Genomic DNA, 15,558 nt, shown 5'->3' on the forward strand with positions numbered 1-15,558 from the left:
ATTGTAGACTATATTGATTACTACAACAACAAACGAATTAAGGTAAAACTAAAAGGACTTAGCCCTGTACAATACAGAACTAAATCCTTTGCTTAAATTAATTGTCTAACTTTTTGGGGTCAGTACATTCTTGGGTATCTTTTTTAAAATAAACGGAAGACATGGGATTCGAACCCACGCACGCTGTTACACGCCTACCGCGTTTCCAACACGGCCTCTTAAGCCTCTTGAGTAATCTTCCAATACAACTACAACTTCAGCTCAACCAGCGGCTACTCAGCCAGCAGAAACTGGAGCTACTGACACTTCTAAATCAGAAGTTACAAGTCCAGAAATTAAACAAGCTGAAGCTGACGCTAAAAAAGCTGAAGGAAAGGTTACTGAAGCTCAAGCTAAAGTAGATACAACGACTGCAGCAGCTAAAGAAGCTGATACAAAACTTGAAGCAGAGAAAAAAGAAGCTGCTGAAACTGAAGCTGCAAAAACTGAAGCTGAAAAAGCTAAAACTGCAGCTGACGAAGAATTAGCTGCAGCAAAAACAAAAGCTGCTGAAGCTGACGCTAAAGCTAAAGAAGAAGCGAAGAAAGAAGAAGATGCTAAGAAAGAAGAAGCAGATTCTAAAGATGCTTTAACCGAGGCTTTAAAACAATTACCTGATGATAACGCATTACTCGACAAAAAAGCAAAAGAGGAATTGTTGAAGGCTGTTGAATCTGGTGAATTAAAAGCTGGTGATGTTCTTGCTGAATTAGCAGATGATAATGAAAAAGCTGAAGCTAATAAAGAAACTGAGAAAAAATTAAGAAATAAAGACCAAGCTAATGAAGCTAACGTTGCAACAACTCCAGCTGAAGAAGCTAAATCTAAAGATCAATTACCAGAAAACATTAAAGCTGGAATTGACAAAGCTGAAAAAGCAGATGCTGCTCGTCCTGCATCTGAAAAATTACAAGACAAAGCTGATGACTTAGGTGAAAAAGTTGATACGCTTAAAGAAGATGCTGATGCATTAAAAGCTGAAGAAGATAAAAAAGCTGAAGCTCTTAAAAAACAAGAAGATACATTAAAAGAAGCTGAAGAAGCTCTTAAATCAGCTACAGATAACGGTTCTGATTCTGATATTGTTTCTTCATTAGATAAAGCTGTTAAGGCGATTAAAAAAGAGCGTGATGCTGCACAAAATGCATTTGATCAAGCTGCTTCGGATACTAAAGCTGTTGCTGATGAGCTAAACAAACTTACTGATGAGTACAACAAAGCTCTTGATGAAGTAAAAGCTGCTAAAGAAAAAGAGGCTAACGAGCCAGCTAAACCAGTAGAAGAAGAACCAGCTAAACCAGCAGAAAAAACAGAAGCTGAAAAAGCTGCTGAAGCTAAAGCAGAAGCCGATGCTAAAGTTGCTGAATTGCAGAAAAAAGCAGACGAAGCTAAAACAAAAGCAGATGAAGCTACAGCTAAGGCAGAAAAAGAAGCTGCTGATGTAAAAGCTGCACAAACTAAAAAAGAAGAAGCAGATAAAGCTAAAACTGAAGCAGAAACTGAATTAGCTACAGCTAAAGCAGAAGCTGAAAAAGCAAAAGCAAAAGTTGAAGAACTTAAAAAAGAAGAAGCTGAAACTAGAACTGCTCTTAAAGATGCATTAGATCAATTAGAAAAAGATATCGATGCTGATGCTAAGATTACAAATAAAGAAGAAGCCAAAAAAGCATTAGGTAAAGAAGATATTTTAGCTGCAGTTGAAAAAGGCGACTTAACTGCAGGAGATGTTCTTAAAGAATTAAAAGGTCAAAATGAGACTGCTGAAGCTAACAAAAATCAAGATCCACAAGCAGACGAAATTGGCGCTACAAAACAAGAAGGAAAACCTCTTGCTGAACTTCCTACTGCTGATAAAGAAAAATTAGACGCTGCTTACAACAAAGAAGCTTCTAAACCAATCGTTAAAAAACTTCAAGATATCGCTGATGATATCGCTGAAAAAATTGAAAAATTAACTAAAGTAGCTGATAAAGACAAGGCTGATGCTACTGAAAAAGCTAAAGCTGTAGAAGAAAAAAATGCTGCATTAGATAAACAAAAAGAAACTTTAGAAAAAGCTAAAACTGCACTTGCAACAGCTAAGAAAAACAATGCTGAACAATCTATCCAAGATGGATTACAAGATGCTGTAACTAGATTAGAAGCTGCTGTTGCTTCTGCTAAAACTGCTGCAGATGAAGCTCAAGCTAAATTCGACGAAGTTAACGAAGTAGTGAAAGCTTACAAAGATGCAATCGATGAACTAACTGATGATTACAACGCAACTTTAGGTTATATCGAAAACTTAAAAGAAGTTCCTAAAGGTGAAGCACCAAAAGACTTCGCAGGTGGAGTAAATGATGATGAAGCAACTACTGAGCCTGCTAAGGAAGCGGATGAGGTTCCAACGGTTCCTAATGCTCCAGAATTCAATGGTGGGGTAAATCCTGCTGACGCTCCTACAGCTGAAGAAAAACCTGAATTCACAGGTGGAGTAAACGATGAAGAAGCGCCTACAACACCAGCAACTCCAGAGTTCAATAGTGGTGTAAATGATGATAATGCTCCTACTCAACCTAATAATCCTGAATTCAACGGAGGAGTAAATGATACAACACCTCCTACTGAACCTAATAAACCAGAGGGAGAAGCTCCAAAACCATCTAAACCTGAAACTTCAAACGGAGATGCACTTGTACAACCAGAACTTCCAGCATTCAAAGGCGGAGTTAACGCTGTTGAAGCTGCTGTTAATGAAATTCCAGAGTTTGGTGTTAATAACCCTGAAATCAAAAAAATCTTAGACGAAATCTCTAAAGTAAAAGAGCAAATCAAAGACAGCGAAGAAAATGAAGGTGTTGAAGATTATTATAAAGATGGATTAAAAGATCGTCTAGCTGATTTAGAAGATGCCTTAAATACTTTAATTAATAATAAAGCTGAGGTTCTATCTGGAAGTAATGATACAGAAGACTTAAAAGTCACACGCTATGTTGATATTGCTACTAACGCTGATATTTTGAATGCTGAAGAAGGTCATTTCAAAGGTAAATCAATTGCAGGTTATACTTTTGTGAAATCTGAAGAAAAAGATGGTATTATTACTAACTATTACAAAAAAGTAACTAATCACTATTCTACTCCAAATTCAGATCCAAGACTAACACCAACTCCTGGAAATCCTGTTCCAAATGAATCACAAGCTCCAACACCAGCTACTCCAGCAGCTGAAGCTCCAACACCAGCTTCAGCTACACCAACAACTCCTAGAACGGATGCTCCAGCTATGCCAACAGCTGAAACACCGACAACTCCTGCGGTTACACCAACTGTAGCAGGTACTAGCCAAGATAACACTTATCAAGCCCCAGCTGCAAAAGCAGATGATAAGAAAGAACTTCCTAACACTGGTGGTAAAGATAATGTTGCAATTGCATCATTAGGATTCCTTGGATTACTCCTTGGTGCCCTTCCATTTGTGAAACGCAAAAACTAATTAGTTGAAGATATAAAAGAGAAGGATTTATGACCTTCTCTTTTTGTGATATGGACTATAGTGAGAGTTCTGTTGAAAAGAAGAAAAAAGTGAACAAAACGATGTTTCAGATTTGTTCACTTTTATTCTATAAACTTACAATAGTGCCTCAAATTCAGCGACGGTTATGCCCAACTGCTGGCTGGCAACCTCGGAAGTCAGGAGACCTTGACGAACCATGTCTAAGAAGGCAAAAAGTTTCCCTTCTTCCCTTCCTTCAACTTTCCCACGCTCTAAACCTTTTTCTTCAGCTTGTTCCAAGGCATAGTCCTGTGCTAACAAGGCTTGTTCTTCGCGTCTACGCTGTTCACTAAACATTTTCCTGTCCTCCTCGGACCAGCTCTTGTAGTCTAGCAGTTGGTCTGCCTGACTGATGGCTCGCTCGGGTTGCTGGGTAAAGGGTTTGTTCCCGAAAAACTCCAACCACGGCTTGCGAACCTTGTCTTTGCTGGTTTCTCTATATTTTTTTAATTCCAAGAATGCCATCTTGACTAGATGGTTTTCTTGTTCATTGTTTGTGATGGTTAAGACCTCACCTGTCGTATCCTCTCGCATACTAAAACTGTGGAAGGCCAAATCATCTGAGAAGTAATTGCTGTCCACAATTGCAATAGCGTATACTGGTGCAATATGCTTGTAACTCTGATGAGTATCACCTTCACGCTGACGAATTTTTTCTAGATTTTGATTGACCTGACTGCACAGATAAGCCCACAGGCGATTGATGAAAAAATTCTGATGATGAACCTGAATCTCAATGATTACTTGAGTTCCATTATCTAACTCCGCCAAGACGTCTATACTGGTATAGAAATCTTGGGCTGAATAAGGCAGGGAAGGTAGTACATGAATATTACTCCCCTCCAAAATGGTTACATTTTTGGCTGGTAAGTCCAGCATATCGCGAATAAATTGACAAGTGATTTCTGGATTACTAAATATTTTCTTAGCTACTAAGTCATTGGTCGGGCTGATGCCCGGATGACGTACAGTCATTCATTTCCTCCTTCTATTATACCACAGTCTTATACTCAATGAAAATCAAAGAGCAAACTAGGAAACTAGCCGCAGGCTGTACTTGAGTACGGCAAGGCGACGTTGACGTGGTTTGAATTTGATTTTCGAAGAGTATTAAATCTAGGTTTACTAGATTCACTGCCTCTATCTATTTATTCGGAAAAAGTATGAAAAATATTGGGTATGGCTCTTCCCAATGGTATTTTTCCCTGCTTTCCTTTATAATGGGTGTATGGATAAGAAAAAATTATTATTGATTGATGGGTCTTCTGTTGCTTTTCGGGCGTTTTTTGCGCTCTATCAGCAGTTGGACCGTTTTAAGAATGCGACTGGTTTGCATACCAATGCGATTTATGGTTTCCAGTTGATGTTGAGCCATTTATTGGAGCGGGTTGAGCCGAGTCATATTTTGGTGGCTTTTGATGCGGGCAAGACGACCTTCCGGACAGAGATGTATGCGGACTATAAGGGTGGTCGGGCTAAGACTCCTGATGAGTTTCGTGAGCAATTTCCTTTCATTCGTGAGTTGCTGGATCATATGGGGATTCGTCACTATGAGTTGACTCAGTATGAGGCGGATGACATCATTGGGACACTGGATAAACTAGCAGAGCAGGATGGTTTTGATATTACCATTGTTAGTGGGGACAAGGATTTGATTCAACTGACGGATGAGCATACGGTGGTTGAGATTTCCAAAAAAGGTGTAGCTGAGTTTGAGGCCTTTACGCCAGAATATCTCATGGAAAAGATGGGCATTACACCGACTCAGTTTATCGATCTCAAGGCGCTCATGGGTGATAAGTCGGATAATATCCCTGGAGTAACCAAAATCGGTGAAAAGACGGGTATCAAGCTCTTGCTGGAGCATGGCTCACTCGAGGGGATTTATGAGAATATAGATGGGATGAAGGCTTCTAAGATGAAGGAAAATCTTATCAATGATAAGAAACAGGCCTTTTTGTCAAAAACACTGGCGACCATTGATACCAAGGCACCGATTGAGATTGGTTTGAAGGATTTAGTCTATAGTGGTCCAGATGTGGAAAATCTTGGGAAATTCTACGATGAGATGGGCTTCAAACAGCTCAAACAGGCTTTAAATGTGTCATCAGCTGATGTCGCTGAGAGTTTGGACTTTACTATTGTTGACCAAATCAGTCAAAATATGCTGAGTGAAGAGTCTATCTTCCACTTTGAGCTTTTTGGTGAGAATTACCATACGGATGATTTGGTTGGATTTGCTTGGTCTTGTGGCGATAAGCTCTATGCTACAGACAAGCTTGAGCTTTTGCAAGACCCGATTTTCAAGGATTTTCTAGAAAAAACACCTCTGAGAGTGTATGACTTTAAGAAGGCTAAAGTTCTCTTGCATCGTTTGGGTGTGGATCTGCAGGCGCCCGCTTTTGACAGCCGTTTGGCTAAATACCTCCTTTCGACTGTGGAGGACAATGAAATTGCGACCATCGCTAGTCTTTATGGTCAGACTTATTTGGTTGATGATGAGACTTTCTATGGTAAGGGAGTCAAGAAGGCCATTCCTGAACGCGAGAAATTCTTAGAACATTTGGCACGTAAGATTGCAGTTTTGGTTGAGACTGAGCCTGTTTTACTTGAAAAACTCAGTGAAAATGGGCAATTAGAGCTTCTTTATGATATGGAGCAACCTCTGGCTTTTGTCCTTGCCAAGATGGAAATTGCTGGTATTACGGTCAAGAAAGAGACCTTGCTTGAGATGCAGGCTGAAAATGAGCTTGTCATTGAAAAACTCACTCAGGAGATTTACGAACTGGCTGGTGAGGAGTTTAATATCAATTCGCCTAAGCAGTTGGGAGTGCTTCTCTTTGAAAAATTGGGGCTACCTCTAGAATACACTAAGAAAACCAAAACTGGATACTCGACTGCGGTGGATGTCTTGGAACGCTTGGCTCCTATTGCGCCAATTGTTAAGAAAATTCTCGACTACCGTCAGATTGCCAAGATTCAATCTACTTATGTGATTGGCTTGCAGGACTGGATTTTGGCGGATGGCAAGATTCATACTCGCTATGTTCAGGATTTGACCCAGACTGGACGTCTGTCTAGTGTGGATCCAAACTTGCAAAATATCCCTGTTCGCTTGGAACAAGGTCGTCTCATTCGTAAGGCTTTTGTGCCTGAGTGGGAGGATAGTGTACTGCTTAGTTCGGACTACTCACAGATTGAATTGCGCGTTTTGGCACATATTTCTAAGGATGAGCACTTGATTAAGGCTTTCCAAGAGGGGGCAGATATCCATACTTCGACAGCCATGCGTGTCTTTGGCATTGAACGTCCTGAGGATGTGACTGCAAACGACCGTCGCAATGCCAAGGCTGTCAACTTTGGAGTGGTTTACGGGATTTCAGACTTTGGTTTGTCTAATAATCTGGGCATTAGCCGTAAGGAAGCCAAAGCCTATATTGATACCTACTTTGAACGCTTCCCAGGTATTAAAAACTACATGGATGAAGTGGTGCGTGAGGCGCGTGATAAGGGCTATGTGGAGACCCTCTTCAAGCGTCGTCGTGAGTTGCCAGATATCAATTCTCGCAACTTCAATATTCGTGGTTTTGCAGAGCGAACGGCCATCAACTCACCTATCCAGGGTTCGGCAGCAGATATTCTTAAGATTGCCATGATTCAGCTGGATAAAGCCTTGGTTGCAGGTGGTTATCAGACTAAGATGCTGTTACAAGTGCACGATGAAATCGTACTTGAAGTTCCTAAATCTGAATTGGCAGAGATGAAAAAATTGGTCAAACAAACTATGGAAGAAGCCATTCAACTCAGTGTTCCCCTTATCGCAGATGAGAATGAAGGGGCAACCTGGTACGAGGCTAAATAAAAAGGGGGCTAGTCCTCCTTTTTTGTAGTAGAATTATGCAAGCCTTTTCAAAATATGCTATACTGATGAAAAAGGAGGATTTCTATGAGTCAAGAATTTATCAATCCAAGTGATGGCGTGATTCGTCAGTATCTCGCAACGAGTAAAACCCTTGCTGTGGTGGGCTTGTCTGACCGTGAGGAAACAACGAGCAATCGAGTGACCAAGGAAATGCAGGCTCGGGGTTATAAAATCATTCCAGTCAATCCCAAGGTGGCAGGTGGCGAAATCTTGGGTGAAAAGGCTTATGCTAGTCTAGCTGAGATTCCTTTTCCTGTAGATATTGTCAATGTTTACCGTCGCAGCGAGTTTCTGCCTGATGTGGCGCGTGATTTTCTCAAAGCTGATGCCAAGATTTTTTGGGCACAGCTAGGACTTGAAAGTCTAGAAGCGGAAGAAATCTTGCGTGCTGGTGGATGTGATGATATCGTGATGAATCGTTGCATCAAGAGAGAACATACACGCTTGATTGAGGAAGCATAAGAAAAAGGTAGCTGATGGGCTACCTTTTGTGTTATACTCAATGAAAATCAAAGAGCAAACTAGGAAACTAGCCGCAGGTTGCTCAAAAAACTGTTTTGAGGTTGCAGATAGAACTGACGAAGTCAGCTCAAAACACTGTTTTGAGGTTGTAGATAAGACTGACGAAGTCAGTCACATACCTACGGCAAGGCGACGTTGACGTGGTTTGGAGAGATTTTCGAAGAGTTTAGAAAATACCGATAAGGGTCTGCATACCAAGACTAGTGAGGATGATGGCAATCCAGCAGATGGCTCCGAGAAGAATGGATTTTCCACTGGATTTGACCATAGCGACCAGATTGGTTTTGAGACCGATAGCACTCATGGCCATGACAATAAGGAATTTAGAGAGTTGTTTGAGAGGGGTAAAGAAACTACTGGACACACCTAGAGAGGTGAGTAGTGTAGTGAGGAGAGAGGCAAGGATAAAGTAAAGGATAAAAAGTGGGAAGACTTTTTTCAGTTGTAGGCTTTGCTTGTTTTCTTGTTGGCGACTTTGCCAGTAGGATAGAAAGAGCGTGATAGGGATAATGGCCAAAGTACGTGTGAGTTTAACAATGGTTGCAGACTCGAGGGTATTGGTCTGGTAGAGACTATCCCAGGCGCTAGCTGTGGCGGTTACAGAGGAAGTATCATTGACTGCAGTTCCTGCAAAGAGGGCGAAGCCGTCATTGGATAGATGAAGCCAGGTGCCGAGGGTTGGAAAGATGAGCGCAGCCAAGACATTGAAGAAAAAGATAACGGAGATGGCTTGGGCTACTTCCTTTTCCTTAGCATGGATAACGGGCGCTGTTGCCGCAATGGCAGAGCCCCCACAGATAGAAGAACCTACTCCAATCAAGGTAGCCAGTTTTGTGTCCAGTGCAAAGAAGCGCTGGAAAAGATAGGCAACAATCAAGGCTATTGAAATGGTGGACAGGATGACAGGGAGTGAAGATTGCCCAACTGCGAAGACTTGCGAGATATTGAGACCAAAACCAAGCAAGATAACGGCATACTGGAGCAATTTTTTAGAACTAAAGGTCAACCCAGCATCCAGTTGTTTATAGGACGAGAGAAAGGGATGTAGGAGCATGCCTATGAAAATGGCAAAAACGGGCGCGCCAATAACAGGGAAGAATCCTCCTAAGTACCAAGATAGAATGGAAATGAGAAGGCAGGCCAAGATGCCTGCTCCATTTTTTGATAGAAATGACATAAAAACCTCCAAATAGAATCTGTTACCATTATAGACCTGTAGAGAGGAAAAGTAAAATAGAAAGTGGAGCTAACAATTATTTGACAAGTAGTGCTAATTATGTAATAATAATCCTACAAGAACTGTAACGAAGTCTTGGCAAAAACAAAAATACCAGAGCTCCACCTCTGGTATTTCTTTTTGTCCAGTTACATTAAAACTAAACTCAGGTTATATTTTTTTGTCGCGCTTATCTAACCACTTTCTGACTATCCACTCAGAAATGACATTACCGGTAATAGTAATCAGTAATGGTGCTAGAATAACTGTAACGAAGATTAGCAAAAACTCACCTCCAAACTAAGTTCGTTAGTGGAGTTGCGACAAATCCATTTTAACATACTTCAATTTGTCATGCTAGCGTTATTCTATCATGTATTTTTGCGGTCGGGGGGCTTTTGTAGTATAATAGAGATACGTTTTGAAAGTAGGAGGTATCTATGGACTTAACTAAGCGCTTTAATAAACAGTTAGATAAGATTCAAGTTTCGTTGATTCGTCAATTTGACCAGGCTATTTCGGAGATTCCTGGGGTCTTGCGTTTGACCTTGGGGGAACCTGATTTTACAACGCCAGATCATGTCAAGGAGGCGGCTAAGCGGGCCATTGATCAGAACCAATCCTACTATACAGGGATGAGTGGTCTGCTGACTTTACGTCAGGCGGCCAGTGATTTTGTTAAGGAAAAATACCAACTGGACTATGCTCCTGAAAATGAAATCTTGGTTACAATTGGGGCGACAGAGGCTTTATCTGCCACTTTGACAGCTATTTTGGAAGAGGGAGACAAGGTACTCTTGCCAGCTCCTGCTTATCCAGGCTATGAACCGATTGTCAATCTAGTTGGGGCAGAGATTGTCGAGATTGACACGACTGAAAATGGGTTCGTCTTGACTCCAGAGATGTTAGAAAAGGCTATTTTGGAGCAAGGAGACAAGCTCAAGGCGGTAATTCTCAACTATCCAGCCAATCCGACAGGAATTACCTATAGTCGGGAGCAGTTGGAAGCCTTGGCAGCTGTTTTACGCAAGTATGAGATTTTTGTTGTCTGTGATGAGGTTTACTCAGAATTGACCTACACAGGCGAAGCCCATGTGTCTCTGGGAACCATGTTGAGAGATCAGGCTATTATTATCAATGGTCTATCTAAATCACATGCCATGACAGGTTGGCGTTTGGGTCTGATTTTTGCTCCTGCAGCCTTTACAGCTCAGTTGATTAAGAGTCACCAGTACTTGGTGACTGCCGCAAATACTATGACTCAACATGCTGCGGTAGAAGCCTTGACGGCTGGTAAAAATGATGCGGAACCTATGAAGAAGGAATACATCCAGCGTCGAGATTATATTATCGAGAAAATGACTGCTCTTGGTTTTGAGATTATCAAACCAGACGGTGCCTTTTATATCTTTGCTAAGATTCCAGCAGGATATAATCAAGATTCTTTTGCTTTTCTGAAGGATTTTGCTCAGAAGAAGGCTGTTGCCTTTATCCCTGGTGCTGCCTTTGGGCGTTATGGAGAAGGTTATGTTCGCCTGTCTTATGCAGCCAGCATGGAGACGATCAAAGAAGCAATGAAACGACTTGAGGAGTACATGAGAGAAGCATGATTCAGTCTATCACGAGTCAAGGCTTGGTGCTCTACAATCGTAACTTTCGTGAGGATGACAAGCTAGTCAAGATTTTTACAGAGAAGGCTGGCAAGCGCATGTTTTTCGTTAAACATGCTGGCCAGTCTAAGCTGGCGCCGGTTATTCAGCCCTTGGTGCTGGCACGATTTCTCTTGCGAATCAATGATGATGGGCTTAGTTACATTGAGGACTATCATGAGGTGATGACTTTTCCCAAGATTAATAGTGACCTCTTTGTCATGGCTTATGCGACCTATGTGGCAGCTCTTGCAGATGCTAGTTTGCAGGACAATCAGCAGGATGCTTCCTTGTTTGCTTTTTTGCAAAAGACTTTGGAGTTGATGGAAGCGGGCTTGGATTATCAGGTTTTGACTAATATTTTTGAAATTCAAATCTTGACCCGATTTGGAATTAGTTTCAATTTTAATGAGTGTGTCTTTTGTCATCGGGTTGGTCAGGCTTTTGATTTTTCTTTCAAATATGGAGCCTGTCTCTGTCCAGACCATTATCATGAGGATGAGAGACGTTGCCATATCAATCCCAACATCCCTTATCTGCTTAATCAATTTCAAGCCATTGATTTTGAGACCTTGGAGACCATTTCGCTCAAGCCTGAAATCAAGCAAGAGCTACGCCAATTTATGGATCAACTCTACGAAGAGTACGTTGGGATTCACCTAAAATCAAAGAAATTTATTGATTCCCTAGCAGACTGGGGTCAATTACTAAAAGAGGAAAACAAATGAAAAAAATCGCAGTAGATGCAATGGGGGGCGATTATGCACCTCAGGCCATCGTTGAGGGGGTCAATCAAGCCCTGGCTGACTTTTCAGATATTGAGGTTCAACTCTATGGAGATGAAGCTAAAATCAAGCAATATCTGACAGCGACAGAGCGCGTCAGCATTATCCATACGGATGAAAAGATTGATTCAGACGATGAACCTACGAGAGCTATTCGGAAGAAGAAAAATGCCAGTATGGTATTGGCAGCCAAGGCTGTCAAAGAGGGTGAAGCAGACGCTGTCCTCTCGGCTGGGAATACAGGTGCTTTGTTGGCGGCTGGATTCTTCATCGTGGGTCGTATCAAGAATATCGACCGTCCTGGGCTTATGTCGACCTTGCCGACTGTAGATGGGAAGGGTTTTGACATGCTGGACCTCGGTGCCAATGCGGAAAATACAGCACATCACCTCCATCAATACGCGGTTCTAGGTTCCTTCTATGCTAAAAATGTTCGTGGAATTGCGCAACCACGCGTTGGCTTGCTCAATAACGGAACAGAGAGTAGTAAGGGCGACCCGCTTCGTAAGGAAACCTACGAATTACTAGCAGCTGATGAAAGTTTAAACTTTATCGGAAACGTGGAAGCGCGTGATTTGATGAATGGCGTTGCAGATGTTGTTGTGACAGATGGTTTCACGGGAAACGCTGTGCTCAAATCCATTGAAGGAACAGCTATGGGAATCATGGGCTTACTCAAGACCGCTATTACAGGTGGAGGTCTTCGAGCGAAACTAGGCGCCCTCCTTCTCAAGGACAGCCTCAGAGGTTTGAAAAAACAGCTCAACTACTCAGATGTTGGTGGAGCAGTCTTGTTTGGTGTCAAGGCACCGGTTGTCAAGACTCATGGCTCAAGCGATGCCAAGGCTGTTTATAGTACAATCCGCCAGATTCGTACCATGCTAGAAACAGACGTAGTTGCCCAGACTGCGCGTGAATTTTCAGGAGAATAAAAGAGATGACAGAAAAAGAAATTTTTGACCGTATTGTGACCATTATCCAAGAGCGACAGGGAGAGGACTTTGTCGTGACAGAATCCTTGAGTCTGAAAGACGACTTGGATGCTGACTCAGTTGACTTGATGGAGTTTATCTTGACACTGGAAGATGAATTTAGCATCGAAATCAGTGATGAGGAAATTGACCAACTCCAAAATGTAGGAGATGTGGTTAAGATCATTCAAGCAAAATAAAGATAAGAAGTTCCAAGGCATTTGCTTTGGAATTTTTCTTTGATTCAAGTGACCGTTTAGGAACAAATTTAGTCTTTCTAGGGACAGGAGAGATATGAAAACAAATAAGGGATATAATGAAATCAGAAAAATCAATCTCCAAAAAGGAGAAAAAAGAAAGGATTTTCACGATGAAAAAATATCTTTATTCTAGTTTGTTAGTTCTTGCAGGAGGCGTTCTCCTAGCAAATACTACGGTAGCCTATGCTGATTCCCCATCAGCAAGTGAGAAAGAAGCGATTGCTCAATTAGTTAATCAAGGCAAGATAAAAGCTGAAGAAGCTGATCAAGTAAAATTGATTGGTTTTGAAGATAAAGAAACCCAAGCAGAGGGAAATCAAGAGAAGAAAGCTTTCAATCAATATCGTGATCCGAAAGGAACATGGATGCAAACCAATGGTAAATGGTGGTTTAAATACGGTTCAGGTGGTTATGCTAAAAATTGGGAACAATTAGATGGCAAGTGGTACTATTTTGATGACCAAGGATGGATGAAAGAAAATACTTGGATTCAACCTGATGGTAATTATTACTACTTATCTGCTAGTGGTGCTATGGTCACTGGTTATCAACGTGTGAATGGTACACCATACTTCTTTAGAGTCAGTGGTGTATGGGTAGAAAATCGTGGACAGGCACTTGGTGAATATGCCGAGACATTTGTAGGGAAAATCCCATATGTTTGGGGTGGGGCAGATTTGAATAGTGGCGTAGATTGCTCAGGATTTACGATGGCTATTCATGCTAAGTTTGATATTAGTATTCCTAGAGTGACTTATGGTCAAGCAACAGGAGGAAGCTATGTAAGTAATGGTTCTCAACAAGCTGGAGATTTGATTTTGTATAATAGTGAAGAGACAAATGACCATGTAGGTATTTATGTTGGTGGTGGAAAGGTAGTTCATGCTCCGTATCCAGGTCAATATGTTTCTTATATGGATCAATACGGTATTACTCAAAATACAATTCGTAGATATTGGTAATATTGTCTAATCTTTCACAATATTATTGACTTTGATTATGAAAAGTATTAGAATATAGCTAAATAAAGAGGGGAAACCCTCCTATAGCTATTCAATAAAGGAGGAAATGGCTATGAAAAAATCTAAACTACTCACTCTTGGTCTGCTTGTAGGTGCTGGTCTGCTTTTGTCTATCAACCAAGCACAGGCTGCAGATACTTGGGTTAAAAATGGTGCTGACTGGAATCTTTCACAAGATGGCAGTCTAGCTAAGGATAAATGGGTACAAAATGCTGGCTCATGGTATCACTTTGACAGCACTGGTAAAATGCAGACAGGCTGGCTCAAAGACGGCAATACTTGGTATTCTCTAGCAGATAGTGGTGCTATGCGCACAGGCTGGTACAAGGAAGGTAACACATGGTACTCACTAGCTAATAGTGGTGCCATGCGTACAGGTTGGTACAAAGAAGGATCTACTTGGTACTATCTCAAAGACAGTGGCGCTATGGCAACAGGATGGGCGACTCCAAATGGTAAATGGTCTTACTTTGAAAAATCAGGTGCTATGGTCGCAGATAGAGCTGTCCCAGCCAGTGATGGGGAAAGTTATGTCATTGGTAAGGATGGCTATCTAGCAAATAGAAAAGATGCTGGATACAATATTCATGATATTGTCAAACTTGGAGATGGGCAAGAATATTTGCTAAATGCTAAAGGTGACGATGTTATTATTGAAAAAAATGCTTGGTATATCAGACCAGAGTTCAAGAAGTTTTCTAATAAATATGGAGATGAGGTTGCAAATACTACCTTAGCTTTAGTGGATAATAAAGAAGAAGGACAAGAAATTGATCCTAAGGCAGTTGTACAGAACTTCCAAAACTTACCAAATCGCTACTACTTTGATGAAAATGGACATCGTGTGGTTAATATCCCAGCAATGACAACCTATTCAGAGATTAAAAAAGTTGGCAATGATGTCTATTTAGAAAATCTAGGTGCACGACTTCGTCTTGGAGCTACCCACTTTACAATCAATAACAATAAACTATACTATTTAGAAAATGAGCAAGGTAAGCTCAAAACAGGTTACTTTGTATTAATTGATGATGGTATGGCTACAACCCACTATCACTTCCTAGCCTATGCGGATCAATCTGGTGAAATTCTTAAGATGAAACGCTTGCCATCAGGAGTTTCAGATTATCTTGATAAAGAAATTGATGGTTTATATGGTGAAAAAATCAAAATTGAATCTCCACACTCAAACGAATATTATAAAGTGGTTGTGGTTAAATAAAAATAACATCTTCACAACTAATCGTTAACGCTCTAACCAATATACCATTTTCAGGAGGCTTTAGATTTCTTGTATTTCAAAAGAAAACTAAAGCCTTTTGTAGATGGAACAGGGGATAGAGTTATCTATGAAATAATGAAAAGGAGTCTGTCATGGAAATGAAAAATACATTTGTAGAATTAGAACAATTTGAAGAGTTAACTCCAGAGGTTTTGGAGGAAGTGAATGGTGGAGGGATTTTTGAAGATATTTACCATTGGCTACATCTACTCCCAGATCCAAGATAGTATTTTGATTAAAATGTGTTAACTAAACAGATTTATGATTATATTACTTGAATTTTTAGTGTTTATATTGATTTTAATCAATATTTTAGCTCCTCCGATTTATCTAGGTAGTCAACTCTCTAAAGCAT

General features: G+C 40.9%; 14 protein-coding genes and 1 tRNA gene. 11 read left to right on the plus strand and 4 right to left on the minus strand.

Going from position 1 to position 15,558, the window contains the following annotated elements; translation table 11 throughout:
* A partial coding sequence (locus QM843_RS03095; protein ID WP_195327149.1) for an IS3 family transposase occupies positions 1 to 96 on the plus strand: 96 nt, incomplete at its 5' end.
* Between the two features lie 57 nt (positions 97 to 153).
* On the opposite strand, the gene QM843_RS03100 is transcribed toward QM843_RS03095, so the two are convergent.
* Together QM843_RS03100 and QM843_RS03105 are read right to left on the minus strand one after the other, a co-directional pair.
* Positions 154 to 241: transfer RNA gene (locus QM843_RS03100), tRNA-Ser, on the minus strand.
* A 146-nt stretch (positions 242 to 387) separates the two neighbouring features.
* Positions 388 to 678, minus strand: a complete 291-nt coding sequence (locus tag QM843_RS03105; RefSeq protein WP_414304541.1) for a hypothetical protein — start codon at positions 676 to 678, stop codon at positions 388 to 390.
* A 19-nt stretch (positions 679 to 697) separates the two neighbouring features.
* On the opposite strand from QM843_RS03105, the gene QM843_RS03110 reads away from it, so the two are divergent.
* Positions 698 to 3,514, plus strand: a complete 2,817-nt coding sequence (locus QM843_RS03110) for an SIALI-17 repeat-containing surface protein (protein ID WP_414304540.1) — start codon at positions 698 to 700, stop codon at positions 3,512 to 3,514.
* A gap of 135 nt (positions 3,515 to 3,649) precedes the next feature.
* Here QM843_RS03110 and QM843_RS03115 read toward each other — a convergent pair whose 3' ends face one another.
* Complete coding sequence (locus QM843_RS03115) at positions 3,650 to 4,549, minus strand: Rpn family recombination-promoting nuclease/putative transposase (RefSeq protein WP_414304539.1); 900 nt, start codon at positions 4,547 to 4,549, stop codon at positions 3,650 to 3,652.
* 253 nt (positions 4,550 to 4,802) lie between these two features.
* Here QM843_RS03115 and polA point away from each other — a divergent pair, with 253 nt between their 5' ends.
* Positions 4,803 to 7,436, plus strand: coding sequence for a DNA polymerase I (polA, locus tag QM843_RS03120; RefSeq protein ID WP_414304538.1), 2,634 nt, complete (start codon positions 4,803 to 4,805; stop codon positions 7,434 to 7,436).
* Between the two features lie 84 nt (positions 7,437 to 7,520).
* Entirely contained in the window at positions 7,521 to 7,958 is a 438-nt protein-coding gene (locus tag QM843_RS03125) for a CoA-binding protein (RefSeq protein WP_000076488.1), read from the plus strand.
* Between the two features lie 226 nt (positions 7,959 to 8,184).
* Here the strand turns inward: QM843_RS03125 and QM843_RS03130 are convergent, their stop codons facing one another.
* Positions 8,185 to 9,195, minus strand: a complete 1,011-nt coding sequence (locus QM843_RS03130) for a YeiH family protein (RefSeq protein ID WP_020903290.1) — start codon at positions 9,193 to 9,195, stop codon at positions 8,185 to 8,187.
* Between the two features lie 479 nt (positions 9,196 to 9,674).
* Between QM843_RS03130 and QM843_RS03135 the strand changes: the two genes are divergently transcribed.
* The 7 genes from QM843_RS03135 (at position 9,675) to QM843_RS03165 (ending at position 15,430) form a co-directional block, all read left to right on the plus strand.
* On the plus strand, positions 9,675 to 10,844 hold the full coding sequence (locus QM843_RS03135; RefSeq protein WP_153210510.1) for a pyridoxal phosphate-dependent aminotransferase: 1,170 nt from the start codon (positions 9,675 to 9,677) through the stop codon (positions 10,842 to 10,844).
* Positions 10,841 to 11,611 (plus strand): DNA repair protein RecO, encoded by a 771-nt coding sequence (gene recO / locus QM843_RS03140; protein ID WP_024058073.1) that lies wholly within the window; start codon positions 10,841 to 10,843, stop codon positions 11,609 to 11,611. Before QM843_RS03135 ends, recO begins: the two co-directional genes overlap by 4 nt.
* Positions 11,608 to 12,600: a phosphate acyltransferase PlsX gene (plsX, locus tag QM843_RS03145; RefSeq protein ID WP_049502343.1), complete on the plus strand. Its 993-nt coding sequence runs from the start codon at positions 11,608 to 11,610 to the stop codon at positions 12,598 to 12,600. The genes recO and plsX overlap by 4 nt, the downstream gene beginning before the upstream one ends.
* Before the next feature lie 5 nt (positions 12,601 to 12,605).
* Complete coding sequence (locus QM843_RS03150; protein WP_004257707.1) at positions 12,606 to 12,839, plus strand: acyl carrier protein; 234 nt, start codon at positions 12,606 to 12,608, stop codon at positions 12,837 to 12,839.
* Between the two features lie 170 nt (positions 12,840 to 13,009).
* On the plus strand, positions 13,010 to 13,861 hold the full coding sequence (locus tag QM843_RS03155; protein WP_049531287.1) for a C40 family peptidase: 852 nt from the start codon (positions 13,010 to 13,012) through the stop codon (positions 13,859 to 13,861).
* Positions 13,862 to 13,973: 112 nt separating this feature from the next.
* Positions 13,974 to 15,143, plus strand: coding sequence for a PspC-like choline-binding domain-containing protein (locus tag QM843_RS03160; RefSeq protein ID WP_049531281.1), 1,170 nt, complete (start codon positions 13,974 to 13,976; stop codon positions 15,141 to 15,143).
* 152 nt (positions 15,144 to 15,295) lie between these two features.
* Positions 15,296 to 15,430: a ComC/BlpC family leader-containing pheromone/bacteriocin gene (locus tag QM843_RS03165; RefSeq protein WP_000425302.1), complete on the plus strand. Its 135-nt coding sequence runs from the start codon at positions 15,296 to 15,298 to the stop codon at positions 15,428 to 15,430.
* The last annotated feature ends 128 nt before the right edge of the window (positions 15,431 to 15,558 follow it).

Origin of the sequence: Streptococcus mitis, from assembly GCF_047463435.1 — a bacterium.
Classification (GTDB): domain Bacteria; phylum Bacillota; class Bacilli; order Lactobacillales; family Streptococcaceae; genus Streptococcus; species Streptococcus mitis_DS.